General features: G+C 76.5%; 23 protein-coding genes. 7 read left to right on the top strand and 16 right to left on the bottom strand.

Annotation, left to right across the window (positions count from 1 at the left end; translation table 11 throughout):
* Positions 1 to 18 precede the first annotated feature (18 nt).
* The 3 genes from FA014_RS05920 to FA014_RS05910 form a co-directional block, all read right to left on the bottom strand.
* Positions 19 to 1,503, bottom strand: a complete 1,485-nt coding sequence (locus tag FA014_RS05920; protein ID WP_154728779.1) for an amidase — start codon at positions 1,501 to 1,503, stop codon at positions 19 to 21.
* Positions 1,504 to 1,628: 125 nt separating this feature from the next.
* Complete coding sequence (locus tag FA014_RS05915) at positions 1,629 to 2,009, bottom strand: DUF2255 family protein (RefSeq protein ID WP_154728778.1); 381 nt, start codon at positions 2,007 to 2,009, stop codon at positions 1,629 to 1,631.
* A complete protein-coding gene (locus FA014_RS05910; RefSeq protein WP_230322906.1) occupies positions 2,006 to 2,416 on the bottom strand; it encodes a (R)-mandelonitrile lyase in 411 nt (136 codons plus the stop codon). Before FA014_RS05910 ends, FA014_RS05915 begins: the two co-directional genes overlap by 4 nt.
* A 142-nt stretch (positions 2,417 to 2,558) precedes the next feature.
* Here FA014_RS05910 and FA014_RS05905 point away from each other — a divergent pair, with 142 nt between their 5' ends.
* Positions 2,559 to 3,470, top strand: a complete 912-nt coding sequence (locus FA014_RS05905) for a helix-turn-helix domain-containing protein (RefSeq protein WP_154728776.1) — start codon at positions 2,559 to 2,561, stop codon at positions 3,468 to 3,470.
* A 73-nt stretch (positions 3,471 to 3,543) separates the two neighbouring features.
* On the top strand, positions 3,544 to 4,530 hold the full coding sequence (locus FA014_RS05900) for an aldo/keto reductase (protein WP_154728775.1): 987 nt from the start codon (positions 3,544 to 3,546) through the stop codon (positions 4,528 to 4,530).
* A 135-nt stretch (positions 4,531 to 4,665) separates the two neighbouring features.
* On the opposite strand, the gene FA014_RS05895 is transcribed toward FA014_RS05900, so the two are convergent.
* The gene (locus FA014_RS05895) at positions 4,666 to 5,160 is read right to left on the bottom strand and encodes a hypothetical protein (protein WP_154728774.1); all 495 of its coding nucleotides are present in this window, start codon (positions 5,158 to 5,160) and stop codon (positions 4,666 to 4,668) included.
* A gap of 282 nt (positions 5,161 to 5,442) precedes the next feature.
* On the opposite strand from FA014_RS05895, the gene FA014_RS05890 reads away from it, so the two are divergent.
* From FA014_RS05890 to FA014_RS05880, 3 genes are read left to right on the top strand one after another with little or no spacing between them, the layout of a single operon-like run.
* On the top strand, positions 5,443 to 6,528 hold the full coding sequence (locus tag FA014_RS05890) for an acyl-CoA dehydrogenase (protein ID WP_154728773.1): 1,086 nt from the start codon (positions 5,443 to 5,445) through the stop codon (positions 6,526 to 6,528).
* Positions 6,522 to 7,880, top strand: coding sequence for a bifunctional PIG-L family deacetylase/class I SAM-dependent methyltransferase (locus tag FA014_RS05885; RefSeq protein WP_154728772.1), 1,359 nt, complete (start codon positions 6,522 to 6,524; stop codon positions 7,878 to 7,880). Before FA014_RS05890 ends, FA014_RS05885 begins: the two co-directional genes overlap by 7 nt.
* The gene (locus FA014_RS05880) at positions 7,877 to 8,590 is read left to right on the top strand and encodes a glycosyltransferase (RefSeq protein ID WP_154728771.1); all 714 of its coding nucleotides are present in this window, start codon (positions 7,877 to 7,879) and stop codon (positions 8,588 to 8,590) included. The genes FA014_RS05885 and FA014_RS05880 overlap by 4 nt, the downstream gene beginning before the upstream one ends.
* On the opposite strand, the gene soxR is transcribed toward FA014_RS05880, so the two are convergent.
* The 3 genes from soxR to FA014_RS05865 all read right to left on the bottom strand — a co-directional run bounded on the left by soxR (position 8,563) and on the right by FA014_RS05865 (position 10,012).
* Entirely contained in the window at positions 8,563 to 9,066 is a 504-nt protein-coding gene (soxR, locus tag FA014_RS05875) for a redox-sensitive transcriptional activator SoxR (RefSeq protein ID WP_154728770.1), read from the bottom strand. The two genes, FA014_RS05880 and soxR, sit on opposite strands and share 28 nt — an antisense overlap.
* A gap of 1 nt (position 9,067) precedes the next feature.
* Complete coding sequence (gene fdxA / locus FA014_RS05870; protein ID WP_154728769.1) at positions 9,068 to 9,394, bottom strand: ferredoxin; 327 nt, start codon at positions 9,392 to 9,394, stop codon at positions 9,068 to 9,070.
* A 93-nt stretch (positions 9,395 to 9,487) separates the two neighbouring features.
* Positions 9,488 to 10,012 (bottom strand): MarR family winged helix-turn-helix transcriptional regulator, encoded by a 525-nt coding sequence (locus FA014_RS05865; protein WP_154728768.1) that lies wholly within the window; start codon positions 10,010 to 10,012, stop codon positions 9,488 to 9,490.
* Positions 10,013 to 10,051: 39 nt separating this feature from the next.
* On the opposite strand from FA014_RS05865, the gene FA014_RS05860 reads away from it, so the two are divergent.
* Positions 10,052 to 10,948, top strand: coding sequence for a DMT family transporter (locus FA014_RS05860; protein ID WP_154728767.1), 897 nt, complete (start codon positions 10,052 to 10,054; stop codon positions 10,946 to 10,948).
* Between the two features lie 77 nt (positions 10,949 to 11,025).
* Here the strand turns inward: FA014_RS05860 and kdpC are convergent, their stop codons facing one another.
* From kdpC to FA014_RS05825, 7 genes are all read right to left on the bottom strand, one after another.
* Positions 11,026 to 11,634, bottom strand: coding sequence for a potassium-transporting ATPase subunit KdpC (gene kdpC / locus FA014_RS05855; protein WP_154728766.1), 609 nt, complete (start codon positions 11,632 to 11,634; stop codon positions 11,026 to 11,028).
* Between the two features lie 24 nt (positions 11,635 to 11,658).
* On the bottom strand, positions 11,659 to 13,836 hold the full coding sequence (gene kdpB, locus FA014_RS05850) for a potassium-transporting ATPase subunit KdpB (protein WP_154728765.1): 2,178 nt from the start codon (positions 13,834 to 13,836) through the stop codon (positions 11,659 to 11,661).
* Between the two features lie 5 nt (positions 13,837 to 13,841).
* Positions 13,842 to 15,512 (bottom strand): potassium-transporting ATPase subunit KdpA, encoded by a 1,671-nt coding sequence (gene kdpA, locus FA014_RS05845; protein ID WP_154728764.1) that lies wholly within the window; start codon positions 15,510 to 15,512, stop codon positions 13,842 to 13,844.
* Entirely contained in the window at positions 15,512 to 15,601 is a 90-nt protein-coding gene (locus FA014_RS20620) for a potassium-transporting ATPase subunit F (protein ID WP_139405060.1), read from the bottom strand. Before FA014_RS20620 ends, kdpA begins: the two co-directional genes overlap by 1 nt.
* Entirely contained in the window at positions 15,598 to 15,765 is a 168-nt protein-coding gene (locus FA014_RS20615) for a hypothetical protein (protein ID WP_154728763.1), read from the bottom strand. Before FA014_RS20615 ends, FA014_RS20620 begins: the two co-directional genes overlap by 4 nt.
* Before the next feature lie 96 nt (positions 15,766 to 15,861).
* Complete coding sequence (locus FA014_RS05830) at positions 15,862 to 16,755, bottom strand: aldo/keto reductase (protein ID WP_154728762.1); 894 nt, start codon at positions 16,753 to 16,755, stop codon at positions 15,862 to 15,864.
* 144 nt (positions 16,756 to 16,899) lie between these two features.
* Positions 16,900 to 17,892, bottom strand: a complete 993-nt coding sequence (locus tag FA014_RS05825) for an SDR family oxidoreductase (RefSeq protein ID WP_154728761.1) — start codon at positions 17,890 to 17,892, stop codon at positions 16,900 to 16,902.
* A gap of 102 nt (positions 17,893 to 17,994) precedes the next feature.
* On the opposite strand from FA014_RS05825, the gene FA014_RS05820 reads away from it, so the two are divergent.
* Positions 17,995 to 18,621 carry a phosphatase PAP2 family protein gene (locus FA014_RS05820; protein ID WP_154728760.1) on the top strand — a complete coding sequence of 209 codons (627 nt, stop codon included), beginning with the start codon at positions 17,995 to 17,997 and terminating at the stop codon, positions 18,619 to 18,621.
* Positions 18,622 to 18,662: 41 nt separating this feature from the next.
* Here the strand turns inward: FA014_RS05820 and FA014_RS05815 are convergent, their stop codons facing one another.
* A complete protein-coding gene (locus tag FA014_RS05815) occupies positions 18,663 to 19,793 on the bottom strand; it encodes a glycosyltransferase family 2 protein (protein ID WP_195969178.1) in 1,131 nt (376 codons plus the stop codon).
* A 178-nt stretch (positions 19,794 to 19,971) separates the two neighbouring features.
* Positions 19,972 to 20,800 (bottom strand): helix-turn-helix transcriptional regulator (locus FA014_RS05810; protein WP_195969177.1); only part of this gene is annotated, 829 nt, incomplete at its 5' end.

Below are 20,800 nucleotides of genomic sequence, written 5' to 3'. Positions count from 1 at the left end.
GTGCACGGTGCGCGGGCCTCACCAGACCGGCGGCCGCCGCTCCGGCCAGCGCAGCCGCTCCTCGAGCTGGGCCGCGAGCGCCAGCAGCACGTGCTCGCCGCCCGGCCGCCCGACCAGCTGCACGCCCATCGGCAGCCCGGCCGGCGCCGCGTCGTCCGGCTCGGTCCAGTGCGTCGGCACCGTGATCGCCGGGAGGCCGCACACGTTGAGCATCGAGGTGTACGGGGTGTACTGGCACTGCTGCGCGAAGTTCCGCTCCGGGTCCTCGGCGTCGTACCAGCCGAGGGGCCGCGGGGTGAGCGCCATCGCGGGCAGCAGCACCGCGTCGTACGCCTCGACCCGGGCGACCATCGTCCGCTCGAAGGCCGCGAGCGCCCCGACCGCCTCGACGAGCTGCCGAGCCGGGACCGCCCGCCCCCGCTCGATCAACCACCGGGTGAGCGGCTCCAGCAGCGCCAGCCGCTCGGGGTCGTCGATCGGCACCGCCGACGCGCCCGCCATCCACAGGGTCCGGAACGCCGGGGCGTAGGCGGGGTCGGGCTCCCAGGTGCCGGCGTCGGCCACCGCGTGCCCGAGCCCGTCGAGCGCCGCGGCGCCGGCGTCGAGCGCCGCGCGCGCCTCCGGCCCGAGCACGATGTCGTAGGCCCCCTCCCACGCGCTGAACGTGCTGACCCCGATCCGGAACGCGGACCGGCCGTCCGGCGTCCGGCCGCGCTGCGCGGTGTCGAGGTAGGACCCGCGCGGCCCGGCCGCGGTGCGCAGCGTCCGCGGGTGGTCCACCTCCCCGTCGGCGCGCCGGGGCAGCATGCCCTCCAGCAGCAGCGCGGCGTCCGCGGTGGTGCGGGCGATCGGCCCGTGCACGACCAGGCCACCGAGCGACTCCACGCCGCCGCCGGCCGGCAGGAGCCCGCGGGTGGTCTTCAGCCCGACGAGCCCGCAGGCGGCGGCCGGGATGCGGACGGACCCGCCGCCGTCCGACCCGGGTGCGACGGGCAGCAGCCCGGCGGCCACGGCCACCGCGGCGCCGCCGCTCGACCCGCCTGCCCCGCGCCCGGGGTCCCAGGGGTTGCGCGCGGGCGGCCCGACCAGCGTCTCCGTGTAGGACGGGAAGCCGAGCTCCGGCGCCGCGGTCTTGCCGAGCGACACGATCCCCGCGGCGTCGAGCACCTGCGTGATGTCGCTGCTGACCTCGGGCACGTACCGGTACGGGCCCCCGAACGCCCGGGACCCGAACCCGGTCGGCACGCCCGCCCGGTCGGTGAGGTCCTTGTCGGCCGTCGGCAGGCCCCACAGCGGCGCGTCCGGGCCCGGTGCCGGGCCACGCCGCAGCGCCGCGGCCCGCTCGCGCGCGGCGTCGGGCGTCACGGTCGCGAAGGCACCCAGCGCCGGGTCGCGCTCGGCGATGCGACCGAGGTAGTGCTCGGCGAGGTCGACGGGCGCGACGCCGCCGGACCGGAGCAGGTCGCGGAGGGCGACGGCGGTCATCTCGTGCAGCGCGGTCACCCGGCCAGCCTAGGCACCGCGGGCCGCCGGGGGCAGGCGCCGCGGCGCTCACGGCCGACGCGGCGGTCGTCGGGTACGAGCGCGTCGCGGTCCTCCGGGTCCGAGCGCCCCGGCGGTCGCCGGCCTCAGCCGTCCGCCGGCTCCAGCCGGAGCGTCACGTCCGCGACCTGCGGTCCGACGACGCTGCCGACGATGCGGGGCCCGTGCCGGTCGTACTTCGCGTGGTACGCCGCGTCGACGGCGTCGTGCGCCTCGGGGTCGGCGGCGGTGAACCGCACCTCCTTCGTCACCCCGCCCGCCTCGACCCGGCCGCGCCCGGACGCCTGCGCCCGGCGGAACCAGCCGTTCCCCGGCCCGTACGCCGAGCGCACCACGACGTCGTCGCCGACCCGCACGACCCAGATGGTCACGGCGGGACGGAGGGTGCCGTCGGGACGGTACGAGGCGAGCCGCAGCTCCTCCGCGGCCCCGATCCGGTCGAGCTCGTCGGCGGTCCAGGTGCTCATCGGGCGTCGCCCCCCGCGTACTGCTCCTGGGTGACCGGCTCGGCCCAGGTGGTCTCGGAGCCGTCCCGGGCGTCCGTGGTCTCCCACATCGCCAGGTGCTCCATGAAGGCCTCCGGCCCGGCGCCGTGCCAGTGCTCCTCACCCGGCGGGCACCACACGGTCTGCCCCGGCCGGGCCTCGAGCACCCGGCCGTCGCGCGTGCCGACGCGGGCGACGCCCTGGGTCACGTGCAGCGACTGGCCCGCCGCGTGGCTGTGCCAGCGGGTGCGGGCGCCCGGGGCGAACCGGACGACGTTGACCCGCAGCCGGGACGGCGCCGGCGGGGCGGCGACGACGTCGAACCAGACGTCACCGGTGAACAGGGCGGACGGGCCGGCGGTCGTCGGCTCCTGGGTGCGGATCTCCACGGGTACCTCCTGGGCGTCGAGCGCGGCGGGTCCGCCGCGCACCCTCCCAGGAGACACCCGGCGGCGGCGGGGCGGCAGGCCCCGCCGTGACGGGTACTGGCAGGACCTGCCTGCGCGGCGCGGGCGGACGTACCGTCGAGGCATGGACAACCGCGACGAGGTGCGTGACTTCCTGGCGTCCCGCCGGGCGCGGATCACGCCCGCCCAGGCCGGGCTCACCGCCTACGGGTCGAACCGCCGCGTCGCCGGGCTGCGGCGCGAGGAGGTCGCGATGCTCGCCGGGGTGTCCTCCGACTACTACGTGCGCCTGGAGCGCGGGAATCTCTCCGGTGTCTCGGACTCGGTGCTCGCGGCGATCGCCCGGGCGCTGCAGCTCGACGAGGCCGAGACGCTGCACCTGCACGACCTCGCCCGTGCCGCCGGCCCCCGCGCGGCGCGCGCCCGCCGCCGGCCCACGCCGCCCGTGCCGGCGAGCGTCCAGGTCATGCTCGACGCCATGACCGGCGCGCCGGCCGTCGTCCGGAACGAGCGGCTCGACGTCCTCGCCACGAACGCGCTCGGCCGGGCGCTGTACGCGCCGCTGTTCACCGGTCCCTCGCACGTCCCGGGCCGCCCCGCCAACCACGCCCGGTTCGCGTTCCTCGACCCCGCCGCGCGCGACTTCTGGGTCGACTGGGAGAAGGCCGCCCGGGACACCGTCGGCATCCTGCGCGCCGTCGCCGGCCGCGACCCGCACGACAAGGCGGTGCACGACCTGGTCGGGGAGCTGTCCACCCGCAGCGAGGAGTTCCGCGAGCGCTGGGCGCGGCACGACGTGCACCTGCACCGCGGCGGCCTCAAGCACATCCAGCACCCCGTCGCCGGGCGGCTGGACCTGATGTACGACACGCTGCCGATCGCGCAGGCGCCCGGGCTGACGATGCTCGTCTACACCGCCGCCCCCGGGACCGCGTCCGCCGACGCGCTGCAGCTGCTCGCCAGCTGGGCGGCGAGCGGCGACGCCCCCGACGCGGCCCTCGCCCCCGCGCCGAGCCCCACGACCGCCCTCGGCTGACCGCGGCCGCACCCCGCACACCCGCTCCCGCTCCCGCTCCCGCACGTCCCGCCGACCCCACGGAGGCACCGCCATGCACACCCGCACCCTCGGACAGGGTCTCGAGGTCTCGGCCGTCGGCCTCGGCGCCATGGGCATGTCGATGTCCTACGGCCCGAACCCCGGCACCCGCGACGACATGATCGCCGTCCTGCGCGGCGCCGTGGATCTCGGCGTCACGTTCGTCGACACCGCCGAGGTCTACGGCCCGTACGTCAACGAGGAGCTGGTCGGCGAGGCGCTCGCGCCGCTGCACGACCGGGTCGTCGTCGCGACCAAGTTCGGCTGGCAGATCGCCGACGGCCGGATGGTGGGGCTGAACTCGCGGCCCGAGCAGATCCGCGCGGTCGCCGAGGCGTCCCTCCGCCGGCTCCGCGTCGAGGCGATCGACCTGTTCTACCAGCACCGGGTCGACCCGGACGTGCCGATCGAGGACGTCGCCGGGACGGTCGGGGAGCTCGTCGCCGAGGGCAAGGTCCGGCACCTCGGGCTGTCCGAGGCCGGCGCCACCACGATCCGCCGGGCGCACGCCGTGCACCCCGTGACGGCCGTGCAGTCGGAGTACTCGCTGTGGACGCGGGACCCCGAGCCGGAGGTCCTGCCGACCTGCGCCGAGCTCGGGATCGGCTTCGTGCCGTTCAGCCCGCTCGGCAAGGGGTTCCTCACCGGCACCGTCGACGCGACCACCACGTTCGCGGAGGGCGACATCCGGCACCGGGTGCCGCGGTTCACGGCCGAGAACCGGGACGCGAACGCCGCCCTCGTGGCGCGGGTCCGGGCGCTGGCCGAGGGCCGCGGGGCGACGCCCGGGCAGGTCGCGCTCGCGTGGCTGCTCGCGCAGCAGCCGTGGATCGTCCCGATCCCGGGCACCCGGCGGCTGTCGCGGGTCCAGGAGAACGCGGACGCGACGACCGTGGCGCTCTCGGCGGACGAGCGCGCCGAGCTGGACGCCCTGGCGTCGACGCTGGGCGTGCAGGGCAACCGCTACGACGACGCGGGGATGTCGATGGTCGGCCGCTGACCGGCCCGCCGGCTCTGCGCGCAGACGCCGAGGTCGGCGGTTCGAGCCGAGATCGGTGCGTCGGAGCACCGATCTCGGCGGGAGACGCCGATCTCGGCGCGGCGGTTCGCGCCGGGGCGGCGGTCCGACCCGGCGTCAGGCGCGCGGGAGCGGGCGCGGCGGGGTGCCCGTGTCGTCCGGGAGGAGCGCCAGGGCGGTGCCCAGGACGCCCCAGACCACGGCCGGGCGGGTGTGGGCGAACCGCACGCCCGCGGCCCGGCGGCGCTCCCCCCGCCGGAACACCGCCCGCTCGATGCCGACGACCGAGCCGACGGAGACCGCCAGCACCGCGGCGCCGGCCGCGCACACGGAGGCGCGCCGGCCCGGGGACATGGACGACCACAGCTCCTGCCAGTCGACCTGCTCCTCCTCCGGGTCCTGCGCGGCGGCGGCCCGTCGCGCGCGGGACTCCTCGAGACCGCGGCGGAGGTCGGGCACCGAGGCGGCGAGGACGACGCCGGTCAGCGCGGCCTTCGCCCAGCCGCGCCCGGCGCGGGACCGGATGAGGTCCGGCGTGGCGTAGTAGGCGGTCGAGGCCAGTCCGGTCACCGCGGCGTTCAGCACGCGGGAGGCCGGCGGGGTGGACGGCATGACAGGTCCTCCGGGGTGGTGGGCGGGTGGCCCGGCCACGCTAACCAGCCGGCCGCGCCGCCCACATCCGCCCTGCGGCGGAGGCGCACCTGGTCCCTCCGGCCGACCCGCGCCGACCCCCGCCGACCCGCCCCGACCCGGTGCGGCACCCGACCCGGTCGGCACCCGGACGGGCGATCCCCCTGGTCAGCGCTCCGGTGGCGGGCGCCCACCCCCCGGGCGATGATCGCGACCGGGTCCGCGCCCCCGGCGGACCACGACCGACGAGCCGCGAGGAGACCCATGCCCGACGGCACCCGCCCCGTCCGCCTCCAGGACGGCAGCCCGCCGCCGGACCTGCTGCTCGCCCCGCTGCCCGGCACGGTCGCCGACGCCCTGCGCGTGGTGGTGACCTGGCCCGACGACCTGCTCCCCGGCGCCGGTGCGACCGCGGGCCTCTGGGAGGTGCTCGCCACGCTCGCGGCGCACGACCTCGCCGTCGCCCGGGCCGTGGAGCCGCACCTCGACGCCCGGGCGGTCCTGGACCAGGCCGCGGGCACGGTCCCCGGGCACCCCGCGGCGTCCACCTGGGGCGTCTACGCCGCCGAGGGCCCCGGTCCGGCGCTCACCGCGAGCCCGGTCGCGACCGGCGGCGACACCGGTGCCGCCTGGCTGCTCGACGGGACGAAGCCGTGGTGCTCGCTGTCCCGCGACCTCGACGCGGCGCTCGTCACCGCGCGCCTCGCCGGCGACGACGCCCGGCGCGGCCTGTTCGCCGTCGACCTGCGCGCGCCCGAGGTGCAGCCGGTCGACGCCCCGTGGCCCGCGCGCGGCCTGGCCGAGATCCCGAGCACGCCGGTCCGGTTCGACCGGGCGCGGGCGACCCTGGTCGCCGAGGGGTCCTGGTACCTGGACCGGCCCGGCTTCTGGTGGGGTGCGATCGGGGTCGCCGCGTGCTGGTTCGGCGGGGCCGTCGGCGTCGCCCGGCGCCTGCACGCGCACGCCGCCGCCCGGCCCGACGACCGGCTGCTGGCCATGCACCTCGGGGCGGTCGACGAGCGGCTGGCCGCCGCCCGGGTCCTCCTGGCGGACGCCGCGGCCCGGGTCGACGCGTCGGGCGCCGCCACCCGCGGCGGCCGCGACGCGGAGCCGGAGGAGGCGCGCGCCGCGGGCCGGGTGCTCGCCAAGCGGGTGCGCGCGACCGTGGCCCGCACCTGCGAGGACGTGCTGCGGCTCTCCGGCCACGCGCTCGGCCCCGGCCCGCTGACCCAGGAGGACGAGCACGCCAAGCGCGTCGCCGACCTGGAGGTGTACGTGCGGCAGCAGCACGCGGAGCGCGACGACGCCTCCCTGGGCGTCCTGCTCGCGGCGGGACCGGCACCGTGGTGATCTTCGACGGCCGGGCGGGCGGCACGCCGGCCGGCATCTGGGAGGCCTCCGCACGGTTCGCCGCGCTGCCCGGGCTGGCGCTGCCCGTGGGGCGGACGGTGGTGGTCGCCGCGCACCCGGACGACGAGACGCTCGGCGCCGGCGGCCTGCTGCACCGGCTCGCCGAGGCCGGGCGCCCCGCGGACGTCGTCGTGGTCACCGACGGCGCCGGGTCGCACGCGGGCTCCGTGACCCTGGCGCCGGAGGACCTGGTGCCGATGCGTGCCCGGGAGGTGGCGGCGGGTGTCGCCGTCCTGTCGCCGGGGTCCGCCGTCACCACGCTGGGGTTCCCGGACGGCGGGACCCGGGAGCACCGCGAGGCGGTCACCGCGGCTCTGCGCGCGGCGGTCGGAGACGAGCCGCTCGCGGTCCTGGTCGCCCCGTGGCGCGGCGACGGGCACCGGGACCACCGCGTCGTCGGCGAGGTGTGCGCGGAGCTCGCGGCCGCCACCGGTGCCCGGCTCCTGGAGTACCCGGTGTGGCTGTGGCACTGGGCGTCCCCGGACCACGCGGACGTGCCGTGGGACCGGCTCCGCGCGCTGCCGCTCGACGACCGCGACCTCACCGCGAAGCGCCGGGCGCTCGCCCAGCACGTGACGCAGACCCAGCCGTGGTCGGCCGCGCCCGAGGACGCGGCGCCGCTCCACCCCGAGTTCCTGCGGAACTTCGACCGGGACGTCGAGCCGTTCGTCGTGGCCGACGACCTCCCCGCCGGGGTGCCCCCCGCGTCCTTCGCGGCGAAGTACGAGCGGCGCGAGGACCCGTGGCACCTGGCGTCGCGGTGGTACGAGGAGCGCAAGCGCGCGCTCACCCTCGCGGCGCTGCCCGCCCGGCGGTACGGCTCGGTGCTGGAGGTCGGCTGCTCGGTCGGCACGCTCACGGCGGAGCTCGCCGGGCGCAGCGACCGGCTGCTGGCCACCGACGTCGTGCCCGCCGCGGTCGGGTCCGCCCGCGAGCGCCTCGCCGCGCACCCGCACGTCACGGTCCGCCGGCACGACGTCCGGTCCGGCGTCCCCGCGGGGCCCTACGACCTGGTGGTGCTGTCCGAGGTGGCGTACTACCTCACCCGGCCGGAGCTGCTGGACCTCGTGGACCGGCTGCGCCCGGAGCTGGCCCCCGGCGCCACCGTGCTCGGCTGCCACTGGCGGCACCCGGTCGCGGAGCACGCGCAGACAGGCGACGACGTGCAGGCCACCCTGGACCGCGCGCTCGGCCTGGCCCGGGTGGCGTCGTACCGCGACGCCGACGTGGCGCTGGACGTCTGGTGCGCCGACCCGGCGTCGGTGGCGGACCGCGAGGGCCTGCTGCCGTGAGCGGGCGACCGGCCGCCCCGGACCCGCGCCCGCCCGTGGCCCGGGTGCTCGTCGTCGTCCCCGTGCACGACGAGGAGGAGCTGCTGGCGGCGTGCCTGGCCTCCGTGGCCACGGCGGCGGCCGGGGCGGGGGTGCCGGTCGACGTCGTGGCCGCCCTCGACGACTGCCGCGACGGGTCCGCCGGTCTGGCCCGGGCCGCGGGCGTCCGGACGGTCACCCTGGGGGCGCGCGCGGTCGGCGCGGCGCGGGCCGCCGGCATCGACGCGGGCCTGGACCGGTGCGGCGAGGACCCGGGCGCCGTGTGGATCGCGTGCACCGACGCGGACACCGTCGTCCCGCCGCACTGGCTGCGGACCCACCGCGGGCTCGCGGACGCGGGCGCGGACGTCGTCGTCGGGACCGTCCGCCCCGACCCGCGCGACCTCACCCCGCGGCAGCTCGCCGCCTGGCGCGCGACCCGCGTCCCGGGCCGCCCCCACGGCCACGTGCACGGCGCCAACCTCGGGGTCCGCGCCGACGCCTACCGGCGCGCGGGCGGGTTCGCGCCGCTGGCGGAGCACGAGGACGTCGACCTCGTGGCGCGGCTGCGCGCCGACCGCGCCGCGGTGGTGCGGACCTCGGACGCGGTGGACGTGGTCACGTCCGGCCGCACGGTCGGCCGGACCCCCGGCGGGTACGCGGGCTACCTGCGGGACGCGTTCCCGGCCTGACCGTCGTCGCGCCCGGCGTCCGCCACCTCGGCGTCGAACCGCACCGGCCCGGCTCCGCGCTCCCCCAGCACGTCGTCCGGGTTCAGCAGCGCGCACGCCTTCAGCGAGAGGCAGCCGCACCCGATGCAGCCCGCGAGGTCCCGCTCCAGGCGCTCGATGGTGCGGCGGCGCTCCTCGAGCCGCTCCTTCCAGGCCCGGGACAGCCGCCGCCACTCCCCGGTGGTGGGCGCGCGGTCCAGCGGCACCGTGGCGAACACCTCGGTGAGCTCGGCCAGCGGGACGCCGAGCCGCTTGGCGACGACGATCAGCGAGATCCGCCGCAGCATGTGCCGCGCGTACCGCCGCTGGTTCCCGGACGTGCGCGTCGACACGATCAGGCCGCGGCGCTCGTAGAAGTGCAGCGCCGACACCGGGACGCCGGTGCGCCGGCTCACCTCGCCGACGGACAGCGCGTCCTCCGGTTCGGGGCGCGCCACCTCAGTCCTCGCGCACCTGGAGCGGCAGCGCGGCGATCAGCGGGTGGTCGACGTCCTGCACCCCGGCGCGGGCGGCGCCGCCCGGCGACCCGAGCGTGTCGAAGAACTCGACGTTGGCCCGGTAGTACTCGCTCCACTGCTCGGGGACGTCGTCCTCGTAGTAGATGGCCTCGACGGGGCAGACCGGTTCGCAGGCGCCGCAGTCCACGCACTCGTCGGGGTGGATGTACAGGGACCGCCTGCCCTCGTAGATGCAGTCGACCGGGCACTCCTCGATGCACGCCTTGTCCTTGACGTCCACGCAGGGCTGGGCGATCACGTACGTCACGAGGCCTCCGTCCGGGCCCGCTGCCCCGGCGGCCGGGCCCGGGTCGACGCTAGGACCTCGACCGTGGTTGAGATCAAGGCGCGGTGGCCGACGTCACACCCCGCCGGCCGGTCCGGGGCCCGCGCCGCCGTCCAGCGCCGCGAGCCACCGGCGCAGCAGCCCCTCCAGGGCGGCGGCGTCCTCCTCCGGGCCGAGCAGGTCGAGCAGGCGCCGCTCGTTGGCCATGTGCGCCGTGAACGCGGCGTCGACGACCTCGCGCCCGCGGGGGGTCAGGGCGACGACCCGCCCGCGCCCGTCCTCGGCGCTCGGCCGGCGCGACACCAGGCCGGCGCGCTCCAGCCGGTCGACCCGCTTGGTCATCGCGCCGGTCGTCACCATCGTGTGCGCGGCGAGGTCGCCGGGCGCGCGCTCGTACGGCGCCCCGGCGCGACGCAGCGCGGCGAGCACGTCGAACTCCCCCTCGCCGAGCCCGTGCTCGCGGTACACCGCGGTGATCTCCCCGGTGAGGGCGAGCGCGAGCCGGTGCAGCCGCCCGATGACGCCCTGGGGCCGCACGTCGACGTCGGGGCGCTCGCGGGCCCACTCCTGCTGGATGCGGTCGACGTGGTCGGGTGGCATGCGGCCATCCTATCTTCCTCGGAAGGTATAGTCGCTTCCGTGGAAGACAACCGCCGATGGCTCCCCGTCGCCGCGATCGCGCCGATCCTCTGGGGCAGCACGTACTACGTCACCCGGCACGCCCTGCCCGCCGACAGCCCGCTGTGGGGCGGCGTGCTCCGCGCGCTGCCCGCCGGGCTCGTGCTCCTGGTCCTGGCGCGCCGGCTGCCGCGCGGGTCGTGGTGGTGGCGGTCGCTCGTGCTCGGGACGCTGACCGTCGGCGCGTTCTTCGCCCTGGTCTACGTGGCCGCGCAGGCGCTGCCGAGCAGCATCGCGTCCACCGTGATGGCCCTCGGGCCGGTGGTGATGATGCTCGCCGCCTGGGTGCTGCTGGGGCGTCGCCCCCTGCTGCGGGCGGTGCTCGGCGGGGTGCTCGGCGTCCTCGGCGTGGCCGTGATGCTGCTCGGCGGAGGCGACGGGGCCGGGCTCGACCCCCGCGGGATCGCGGCGTCCGTCGCCGCGATGCTGATGTCCTCGATCGGCTACGTCCTGGCGAACCGGTGGCAGGGCGAGGTCGAGGTGCTGCCGCTCACGGCCTGGCAGCTCGTCGCCGGGGCCCTCGTGCTGCTCCCGGTGGCGGTGGCGGTCGAGGGCGCGCCGCCGGCGCTCGACGGCACGGCGCTGCTCGGGTTCGCGTACGTCTCGCTGGTCGCGACGGCGGTCGCGAACGTGGCGTGGTTCGCGGCGCTGCGGCACCTCGGACCGTCGACCGTCGGCCTGGTGGGGCTGCTCAACCCCGTCACCGGGGTGCTCCTCGGGACGGTGCTCGCGGCCGAGGTGCTGACCTGGCGGCAGACCCTGGGGATCGCGGTGGTCCTCGGGGCGATGGCGCTGGGGGCGAGCCGGGGGCGGCGGCGGGCGCCGGAGGCCGTCGGCGCCGTCGGTCCGCTCCGCTGACTCAGCCCCGCCAGAGCGGCGAGCGGTCGCCGGCCTCGGCGCCCGAGCAGGACCCGCAGCCGCCCCTTCGGCACACCTCAGCCCGCCGTCCGGTCGAGCGCGAGGTTGAGCTCGAGGACGTTCACCCCGGCCTGGCCGAGGAAGCCCAGGTCGGGGCCGGTGGTGGCCGCCGCCACCAGCCCGCGGACCTCGTCCTCGGGCAGCCCGCGCTCGGTCGCGACCCGCGGCACCTGCAGGTCCGCGTACTCCGGGCTGATCTGCGGGTCGAGGCCGGAGCCCGAGGCGGTGAGGGCGTCGGCGGGCACCGCGGCCGGGTCCACGCCCTCCAGCGCCGCGACGGCGGCTCGGCGGTCCTCGATCGCCACGACCAGGTCCGGGTTCTCCGGGCCCAGGTTGGATCCGGAGGAGGCGGCGGCGTCGTACCCGTCGCCCGCGGCCGACGGCCGGGACTGGAAGTACCCCGGCAGGGCGGTGCCGTCGGCGTCGGCGAACGACTGGCCGATCAGCGACGAGCCCACGACGGTGCCGTCGGCGCCGGTCACCAGGGACCCGTCGGCCCGCGCCGGCAGCAGCCGGCCCAGACCCGTCACGAGCAGGGGGTACGCGATCCCGAGGATCACGGTGAGGACCAGCATCGCCCGCAGGGAGACGACGAGGTGCGACCAGGTGGTGCGAGGGGAGCTCACGGCTCTCTCCTTCAGTCCGGGGGGTCAGAAGCCGGGCAGCAGGCTGACGACCAGGTCGATCAGCTTGATGCCGAGGAAGGGCGCGACGACGCCGCCGAGGCCGTAGACCAGGAGGTTGCGGCCGAGGATCGACGAGGCGGCCGCGGCGCGGTAGCGCACCCCCCGCAGCGACAGCGGGATCAGCGCGACGATGACCAGCGCGTTGAACACGATCGCGGAGAGGATCGCGGACGCCGGCGACGACAGCTGCATGATGTTGAGCGCCGCCAGCCCGGGGAACACCCCAGCGAACAGCGCGGGGATGATCGCGAAGTACTTCGCCACGTCGTTCGCGATGGAGAACGTCGTCAGCGCGCCGCGGGTGATGAGCAGCTGCTTGCCGATCCGGACGATGTCGATGAGCTTGGTCGGGTCCGAGTCCAGGTCGACCATGTTCCCGGCCTCCTTGGCGGCCGAGGTGCCCGTGTTCATCGCGACACCGACGTCGGCCTGCGCGAGCGCGGGGGCGTCGTTGGTGCCGTCGCCGGTCATCGCGACCAGGTTGCCGCCCTCCTGCTCCCGCTTGATGAGCGCGAGCTTGTCCTCGGGCGTGGCCTCCGCGAGGAAGTCGTCGACCCCGGCCTCGGCGGCGATCGCCTTCGCGGTGAGGGGGTTGTCGCCGGTGATCATCACGGTGCGGATGCCCATGGCGCGGAGCTCGGCGAACCGCTCGGACAGGCCGTCCTTGACGACGTCCTTGAGGTGCACGACCCCGAGGACCCGGCCCGCGCCGGACCAGTCCTTCGCCGCGACGACCAGCGGGGTGCCCCCCTCGGACGAGATGCGCTCCACGTGGCCGTCGAGCTCGCGACGCACGGCGGCGGGCAGGGCGCCCTCCTCCTCGAGCCACGCGACGACGGCGCTGCCGGCGCCCTTGCGGATCCGGGTGACGTCCGGCAGGTCGACGCCGCTCATCCGGGTCTGCGCGGTGAACGGCACCACCTCGGTGCCGGCGGCGGTCGTGGCGGTGTCGCCCGCGACCCCCTGGGAGGCGGCGAGCTCGACGATCGACTTGCCCTCCGGCGTCGGGTCGGCCGCGGAGGCCCGGGCGGCGGACCGCACCAGGTCGTGCGCGTCGACGCCCGTCAGGGCCAGGAAGGCGACGGCCCGGCGGTTGCCGTAGGTGATGGTCCCGGTCTTGTCGAGCAGCAGGGTCGTCACGTCGCCCGCCGCCTCGACGGCGCGGCCCGACATGGCCAGCACGTTCCGCTGCACCAGCCGGTCCATGCCGGCGATGCCGATGGCGGACAGCAGCGCACCGATCGTCGTCGGGATCAGGCACACCAGCAGCGCGACGAGCACCGGCACGCTCACCGACGCCCCGGAGTACCCGGCGATCGGGTTCAGGGTCAGCGCGACGACCACGAACACGATCGACAGCGACGCCAGCAGGATGTTCAGCGCGATCTCGTTCGGCGTCTTCTGCCGGGCCGCGCCCTCGACCAGGGCGATCATCCGGTCGACGAACGTCTCGCCGGGCCTGGACGTGATCCGCACGACGATCCGGTCGGACAGCACCCGGGTGCCGCCGGTGACGGCCGACCGGTCGCCGCCGGACTCCCGGACCACGGGCGCCGACTCACCGGTGATGGCGGACTCGTCGACCGAGGCGATGCCCCAGACGATGTCGCCGTCGCCCGGGATCAGCTCCCCGGCGGTCACCACCACCACGTCGCCGAGCGCCAGGTCCGGCGAGGCGACCGGCCTCGTGCCGGCGCGCTCGGCGCCGGGGTCGCGCACCGGGTCGTACCCGTCGGCCACCGCGGCCGTGGTGCTCGACCGGGTCTGCCGGAGGCTGTCCGCCTGGGCCTTGCCGCGGCCCTCGGCGACGGCCTCCGCGAAGTTCGCGAACAGCACCGTGAGCCAGAGCCAGACGGCGATGCCCGCGGTGAACGAGCCGGGCGTGGCGGTCCCGCCGGACTGCTCGGGGCCGCCGGTGAACGGCTCGACGACCGCGAGCACCGTGGTGAGCGCGGCGCCGACCTCGACCACGAACATCACGGGGTTGTGCCACATCAGGCGCGGGTCGAGCTTGCGGACCGTGTCCGGCAGCGCCTCCCGGGCCTGCGCGAGGCTGAGCCCGCGGGGGCGGCGGGGGGCGGGCGCGGCCGGGTCGGCCGGGCCCGTCGTCGGGGCAGCGTCGTGCTGCAGGGCAGTGCTCATCGACGTCACAGACCTTCCGCCAGGGGACCCAGCGCGAGAACGGGGAAGTAGGTCAGGGCGGTCACGATCACCGCGACGCCCGTGAGGAGGCCGACGAACTGCGGCCGGGAGGTGGGCAGGGTGCCGGCGGTGGCCGGGACCTTGTCCTGCGCGGCGAGCGAGCCCGCGAGCGCCAGCACCAGCACGATCGGGACGAACCGGCCGAGCAGGATCGCGACGCCCAGCGCGGTGTTGAGCCACGGCGTGTTCGCCGTCAGGCCCGCGAACGCGGAGCCGTTGTTGTTCGCCGCCGACGTGAACGCGTAGAGCACCTCGGAGAACCCGTGCACGCCGGGGTTCCAGATGGACGTCGACTCCACGGAGGCGCGCACGCCCGGGATCGCGAACGACAGCGCGGTGCCGGTCAGGACCAGCGTCGGCGTCACCAGGATGTACAGGGACGCGAGCTTGATCTCGCGCGGGCCGATCTTCTTGCCCAGGTACTCGGGGGTGCGGCCGACCATGAGGCCGCCCACGAACACCGCGATGACCGCGAGCACGAGCATCCCGTAGAGCCCGGACCCGACCCCGCCGGGGGCGATCTCGCCGAGCATCATGTTCAGCATCGGGAACAGGCCGCCGAGCGCGGTGAACGAGTCGTGCATGCCGTTGACCGCGCCGGTCGACGTCAGGGTGCTGACGCTGCCGAACAGCGTGGTCGCGGCGACGCCGAAGCGCTGCTCCTTGCCCTCCATCGCGGCGCCGGCGAGCTGCGGGGCGGTGCCCGCGCCGTGGCTCTCGACCACCGTGAGCAGGACGGTGCTGGCGAGGAAGATCGCGCCCATCGCGGCGAGGATCGCGTAGCCCTGCTTGTGCGAGCCGACCATGCGGCCGAACGTCCGCGGCAGGGAGAACGGGATCGCGAGCATGAGCACGACCTCGAACAGGCTGGTCCAGCCGGTGGGGTTCTCGAACGGGTGCGCGGAGTTGGCGTTGAAGAACCCGCCGCCGTTGGTGCCGAGCAGCTTGATGACCTCCTGCGAGGCCACCGGGCCGCCGGGGATCGCCTGCACGCCGCCGGCCAGTGTGGTGACGTCGGTCGGGGCCGCCCAGTTCTGGATGACGCCGCCCGCGATCAGCACGACGGCCCCGACCACCGAGATCGGCAGCAGGACCCGCAGCGTGCCGCGGGTGAGGTCGACCCAGAAGTTGCCGATGGTGCCGGTGCGGCGGCGCGCGAACCCGCGCACCAGGGCGATCGCGACCGCCATGCCGACCGCCGCGGACACGAAGTTCTGCACCGCGAGCCCGAGGACCTGCACGGAGTACCCGAGGGTCTGCTCCGGCGAGTACGACTGCCAGTTCGTGTTGCCGACGAACGACGCCGCGGTGTTGAACGCCAGGTCGGGGCGGACCGCCGGCAGCCCGAGGTCCCGGGGCAGCCAGGCCTGCGCCCGCTGCAGCAGGTAGACGACCAGCACGCCGACGAGCGAGAACGCGAGCACGCTCCGGACGTACGAGCGCCACGACTGCTCGGACCGGGAGTCCACGCCGACGAGCCGGTACAGGACGCGCTCGACCCGCAGGTCGCGCGGCGAGGTGTACACGTGCGCCAGGTGGTCGCCGAGCGGCCGGTACAGCGCGGCGAGCACCGCGACGACCAGCAGGAGCTGACCGGCGGCCAGCCAGCCGGCCATCAGAACCGCTCCGGCTTCACGAGCGCCCACACCAGGTAGACGACCGCCGCGACGCCGAGCGCCGCCGCGGCGAGGTCGAGCACGATCACAGCCTCTCGACCCCCGCGGCGACGGCGCTCACGAGCGCGAACAGGGCGACCACGGCCGCCACGAGCACCAGGTCCAGCACGAGGGACTCCCGACATCGGTCCTCGTCGACCGGGCCGGGTCGGCACGGGTCGACGGCCCGGTCAGGTGCCGGGCCGTCTCCCATCCGACCCCCGCCGGGGGGCCGCGGCGGCCATCCTCACGGGTTCCATACGGCCGCCGGCCGGTTCCTGACGGATCGCGTGCGGACGCCGCCGCGCGGTCAGCCGATCTCGAGCCCGACCGCGCGCGAGCAGCGCTCGACCTCGTCCGCGGTCAGCGCGAGGTCGGCCGCCGCGGCGGAGTCGGTGATCGACGCCGGCCGCCGCGCGCCGGGGATCGCGACCAGCACCTCGCTCAGCGCGAGCTCCCACGCGAGCACCACCTGCTGCGGGCTGACCTCCCGGGTCTCGCCGATCTCGCGGAACACCGAGAACCGGTCCCCGACGTTCCGCCCGCCGCCGCCGGTGCCGCCCAGCGGGCTCCACGGCAGGAACGCGATCCCGTGCCGCTCGCAGTACCGCAGCTCGTCGTAGCTGCCCGGGTGCCGCGGCGAGAACTCGTTCTGCACGCTGACCAGGCCGCCCTCCCCGAGCACCTGCTGCGCGATCTCGATCTCCTCGACGCTGGCGTTCGAGATGCCGATCTCCCGGATCTTCCCCTCGCGCTTCAGCGTCGCCAGGTTCTCCATCACCTCGCCGTAGACGATCCAGCGGTCGGGGCGGTGGTACTGATACAGGTCGATCGCCTCGACGCCGAGCTCACGGAGCGACTTCTCGACCGCCGACCGCAGGTACGGCAGGGAGCCGTCCCGGCCCCACTGCTCGCCCTCGCTGCGGGTGATGCCGCCCTTGGTCGTGATGAGCAGTCCGTCGGTGTCGCCGCCCCAGGTGCGGACGGCCTCGGCGACGATGCGCTCGTTGTGGCCCATCTGGTCCCAGGTCGGCGCGTAGATGTCCGCGGTGTCGATCAGCGTGACCCCGGCGTCGAGCGCGGCGTGGACCGTCGCGATCGCCTCGTCGTGGTCCGGGTAGACCTTGTCGTTGTTCATCGACATCGGCATGGCGCCGAGGCCGATCGCGGAGACGGTGTACGGGCCGATGCTGCGGTGCTGCACGGGTGCTCCTTCGCGCGAGGTGCTGCCCCGCGGCGGTCTGCTGCGGGGCCGGGTCCAGCATGCTCGCCGAGTTCGCCGGTTGCGCGCCCAGGACCGCCGCGGAACCGGCGAACTCACGCGCAACCGGCGAACTCGGGCCGGCGGCTACCCCACGCGGAAGCGAGCCACCAGGTCGTCCATCAGCGCGTCGAGGCGCGCGTCGACCGCGCGGCGCGCGGGGTCGGCGTCGTGCCAGTCGACGATCTCCCGGGCGCCCTGCTCGAACCGGATGGTCGTCGCGAAGTCCGGGACCAGCCGGCGCAGCTTCGTCGTGTCGAACACCATCGAGTGCGCCTTGTCCCCCAGGAGCCCCGCGCCCCACTCGGGGTCGGCGGCGGCGATGGCGTCGGACGGCACGTGCACGATCCGCGGCTCGACCCCCGCGGCGGCCGCGAGCGCCCGCACGATCTGGTCCCAGGTCGGGGTGTCGTCCGAGGTGATGTGGAACGCCTCGCCGAGCGTCCGGGGGTTCCCCAGCAGCGGGACCATCCCGCGGGCGAAGTCCGCGTGGTGCGTGAGCGTCCACAGCGAGGTGCCGTCGCCGTGCACGACGACCTCGCGGCCCTGGCGCATCCGCTCCACCGCGGTCCACCCGCCGTCGAGCGGCACGAGCGTCCGGTCGTAGGTGTGCGACGGCCGGATCACCGTCGCCGGGAAGCCGGAGTCGCGGTACGCCCGCACCAGCAGGTCCTCGCACGCGATCTTGTCGCGGGAGTACTGCCAGAACGGGTTGCGCAGCGGGGTCGACTCGGTGACCGGCAGCCGCTCCGGGGGCGTCTGGTACGCCGACGCGGACGAGATGAACACGTACTGCCCGGTCCGCCCGGCGAACAGGTCGACGTCGGCCTGGACGTGCTCGGGGGTGAACGCCACCCAGTCGACGACGGAGTCGAACTCGCGGGACCCGAGCGCCGCGCGCACCGACGCCGGGTCGCGCACGTCGGCCCGGACGAGCTCGGCGCCCTCCGGGAGCGGGCGGGTCGCGCTCGACCCGCGGTTGAGGACCGTGACGTCGAGGCCCCGCTCGACCGCGAGCCGGGTGACGGCCGAGCTGATGACGCCGGTGCCGCCGATGACGAGGAGCCGCGTTGCTGCCATGCCCGGCACGCTATCGGGTCCGACGACGGTCGCACCCGGGCCGCGCCCGGATCCGACCGCGGGGCGACGACGGCCGGTGCGCGCGCTCCTAGCGTCGGGGCCATGCCGACGACGACACGCGCCCCGCTCGCCCCGTTCCTGCCCCTGGCCGCCCTCGCGCTGGTGGCCCTGCTGCTGCCCTTCCCGGGCAGCCTGAGCGTCGTGGTCTCGCGGTGGGCCGTGTCGTCGACCGCCGCCCTCCCGTCGATCGACCTGCTGTCCCTGGGTGCCGTCGGGGCGCTGGGCGTGGTGACCGCCGCGACGGTGCTGCACGCCTGGCGCGCGCACCGCGACCGGCTGCCGGCCGTGCTCGGCGCGTCCGCCGGGGTGGTGCTCGCCTACGCCGCCAGCGAGACGGCGAAGGCGCTCCTGACGCAGGCGCGGCCCTGCGCGCGGTGGGCCGGGGCGGCGGACTGCCCGCCCGCCGGCGACTGGTCCCTGCCGTCCAACCACGCGACCGTCGCGGTCGCCGCGGCGGTCGTGGTGGCGCTCGCGACCCGGTCGGCCCGGGCGACCTGGGCCGCGGTGGTCCTGGCGCTGCTGGTGGCGGCGGGGCGGGTGCTCGAGGGGGTGCACTACCTGCACGACGTCGCGCTCGGCGCGGTGCTCGGGGCGGTCGTGGCCGCCGGAGCCGGGTGGTGCGCCGTGGTCGTGCACCGGCGCCTGCGTGCGGGGCGCCCCCGCGGCTGAGGGTGCCCCGCACGGCGGTCGGCTCCGTGGCCGCCCCGCGCTCAGGCGCGCGCCGGCGTGAGGTGCCCCCAGGCCGGCTGCCGGCCGCGGAGGTGCGCCACCCACGCGTGCAGGTAGGCCAGCTGCAGCGCGGTGTCGTACAGCAGCTCGGGCAGCACCGCGAGGCTGAGCCACCGGGCCCGGTGGCCGCCGTCCCAGACGGAGACGAGCCGCTCGAGCAGGAAGACGCCGCCGACGGCCAGCCAGAACGTCTGCCACGCGAACGTCCCGCCCACCGCCGCGAGCAGCATCATCAGCATCATCAGCCACCAGGTCGCCGTCCCGAGCGTCAGGGCCGCCTGCTGGAGGTGGTACGGGGCGGTGACCCGGGTCAGGCCGTACGCGCGCAGGTTGTCGAGCATCCCGCTGTACCACCGCACCCGCTGCCGGTGCAGCGTCCCGAGGGTCGGCATCAGCTCGGTGCTGCACCGGCAGCCGGACGGCGCGACCAGGCGCCAACCGCGCGTGCGCAGCGCCAGGGTGAGCTCGGAGTCCTCCGTGATCGCACCCCGGTCGTACACGTCGCCGTGGGACCCCGGGAGCCCCGTGCCGCGGTGGTCCGCGACGTCGGCCAGCGCCCGGTAGCGGAACATGGACGCGGTGCCCGAGACCACGCTGACCCGCCCCGTGGTGAGGATCTTCGACGCGTAGCGGGTGTACTCGTTGGCCTGGCAGCGCTCGAGCGTCCCGTGCGGGTCGTCGCCGTGGAACATGCCGCTCACCGCGCCGAGCGACGGGTCGGAGTCCAGGTGCGCGAGCGCGGTCTCCACGAACGTCCGCGTGATGCGGGTGTCGGCGTCGAGCACGAGCACGTACTCCGGCGGGGCGACCGCGAGCGCCGCGAGCGCCTGGTTGAGCGCACCGGCCTTGCGGGCGTCGTTGTCCCGCGTGGGCAGCACCCGGGCGCCGAACGACCGGGCGACCTCCGCGGTGCCGTCGGTGCAGCGGTCCGCGACGACGGTCACGGCCGACGGCCGCACCGTCTGCCGCCGCAGCGCGCGCAGGGCGCCCGGCAGGGCGTCCTCCTCGTCGTGGGCGGGGACGAGCACCACCAGGCGGGCGTGGTCGACCGTCCGGTGGGCGCTGACCCGGCGCGGCTGGTCGTGCGGGTGGATGCCGGTGGCACCGGGCACGGGGACCTCCGAGGGCTCGGGCACCCGGAAGACGTGGGCACCGGGCGCGTGGTGCCTCCATCCGACCGCCGCGGGCGGGGTGCTCAGGGCCCCGCGCCGCGGGGTGGAGCAGGGACGGCACCGCCAGGGAGCAGGCCGCGGCACGACGGCGAGCGACCGACGGACGGCCTGCTCAGCGTCAGTGGATGCGCCGGGCCAGGCTCTCGCGGTCGCTGACGCCGACCTTCCGGTAGATCCGGTACAGGTGGTTGTCGATCGTCCGCACCGAGACCCCCAGCGCCTGGGCGACCTGGCGGTTGGAGGAGCCGGCCGCGACGAGGCGGGCGATCTCCAGCTCGCGGCTGCTCAGCCCCGCCACCGGGCCCATCGCGTCCACCGCGCCGTCGAGGTCCCCGCCGGCCCGCGCGACGACGGCGTCCGCCGCGGCGAGCTCGGACTGCGCCGACGCCGGGTCGCCCTGGAGCGCGGCCAGGGACGCCGCGCGGGCGTGCGCGCGCACGGTGTGGATCCGCAGCCCCGCGGCGTCCAGCTCGGGGGCCACCTCCGCGGCCCGGTCCGGCCGCCCCGACGCCAGCGCGGCGACGTACCGGCCGAGCAGGGGCAGCACGGTCCCCTGGCTCGCGGCGGCCGCCGCCGCGACCCGCGCCGCGCCGGGATGGTCCGGCAGCACCTCCGCCGCCGCCGCGCCGGAGAGCACCGCGGCGGCGACGAATCCGCGGTCGAGGCTCTCGTCCACCTCGCGCCAGAGGGCCATCGCGCCCTCGCGCGGGTCCTCGCCGGCCACGACGGACACCCGCAGCCGCGCCAGCGTCGCCGACGTCAGCGGCACCGGGCTCAGCGGCAGCCGCATGGCGGTGAGCCCGTCGGCCAGGGCCCTCGCCGCCACCGCCCGGTGGTCGGCGGCGGCGAGGGCCGTGCCGACGCAGAGCAGCCCCGCCCGCGCCCACGGCTGCAGCGGCGCCGTCGGCCCGAGCGCGAGCGCGGCCGCGAGGTGCGGGAGTTCCTCG

The organism is Cellulomonas hominis (genome assembly GCF_005239125.1).
Lineage (GTDB): Bacteria > Actinomycetota > Actinomycetes > Actinomycetales > Cellulomonadaceae > Cellulomonas > Cellulomonas hominis_A.
This window is presented reverse-complemented; position numbering and strand designations above follow the sequence as displayed.

Coding starts and splice junctions, on each gene's coding strand:
- FA014_RS05915 (WP_154728778.1), bottom strand. CDS start 2,009: ATGAGCACCTGGACCGCCGACGAGCTCGACCGGATCGGGGCCGCGGAG.
- FA014_RS05905 (WP_154728776.1), top strand. CDS start 2,559: ATGGACAACCGCGACGAGGTGCGTGACTTCCTGGCGTCCCGCCGGGCG.
- FA014_RS05900 (WP_154728775.1), top strand. CDS start 3,544: ATGCACACCCGCACCCTCGGACAGGGTCTCGAGGTCTCGGCCGTCGGC.
- FA014_RS05895 (WP_154728774.1), bottom strand. CDS start 5,160: ATGCCGTCCACCCCGCCGGCCTCCCGCGTGCTGAACGCCGCGGTGACC.
- FA014_RS05890 (WP_154728773.1), top strand. CDS start 5,443: ATGCCCGACGGCACCCGCCCCGTCCGCCTCCAGGACGGCAGCCCGCCG.
- FA014_RS05865 (WP_154728768.1), bottom strand. CDS start 10,012: ATGCCACCCGACCACGTCGACCGCATCCAGCAGGAGTGGGCCCGCGAG.
- kdpB (WP_154728765.1), bottom strand. CDS start 13,836: ATGAGCACTGCCCTGCAGCACGACGCTGCCCCGACGACGGGCCCGGCC.
- kdpA (WP_154728764.1), bottom strand. CDS start 15,512: ATGGCCGGCTGGCTGGCCGCCGGTCAGCTCCTGCTGGTCGTCGCGGTG.
- FA014_RS20615 (WP_154728763.1), bottom strand. CDS start 15,765: ATGGGAGACGGCCCGGCACCTGACCGGGCCGTCGACCCGTGCCGACCC.
- FA014_RS05825 (WP_154728761.1), bottom strand. CDS start 17,892: ATGGCAGCAACGCGGCTCCTCGTCATCGGCGGCACCGGCGTCATCAGC.
- FA014_RS05820 (WP_154728760.1), top strand. CDS start 17,995: ATGCCGACGACGACACGCGCCCCGCTCGCCCCGTTCCTGCCCCTGGCC.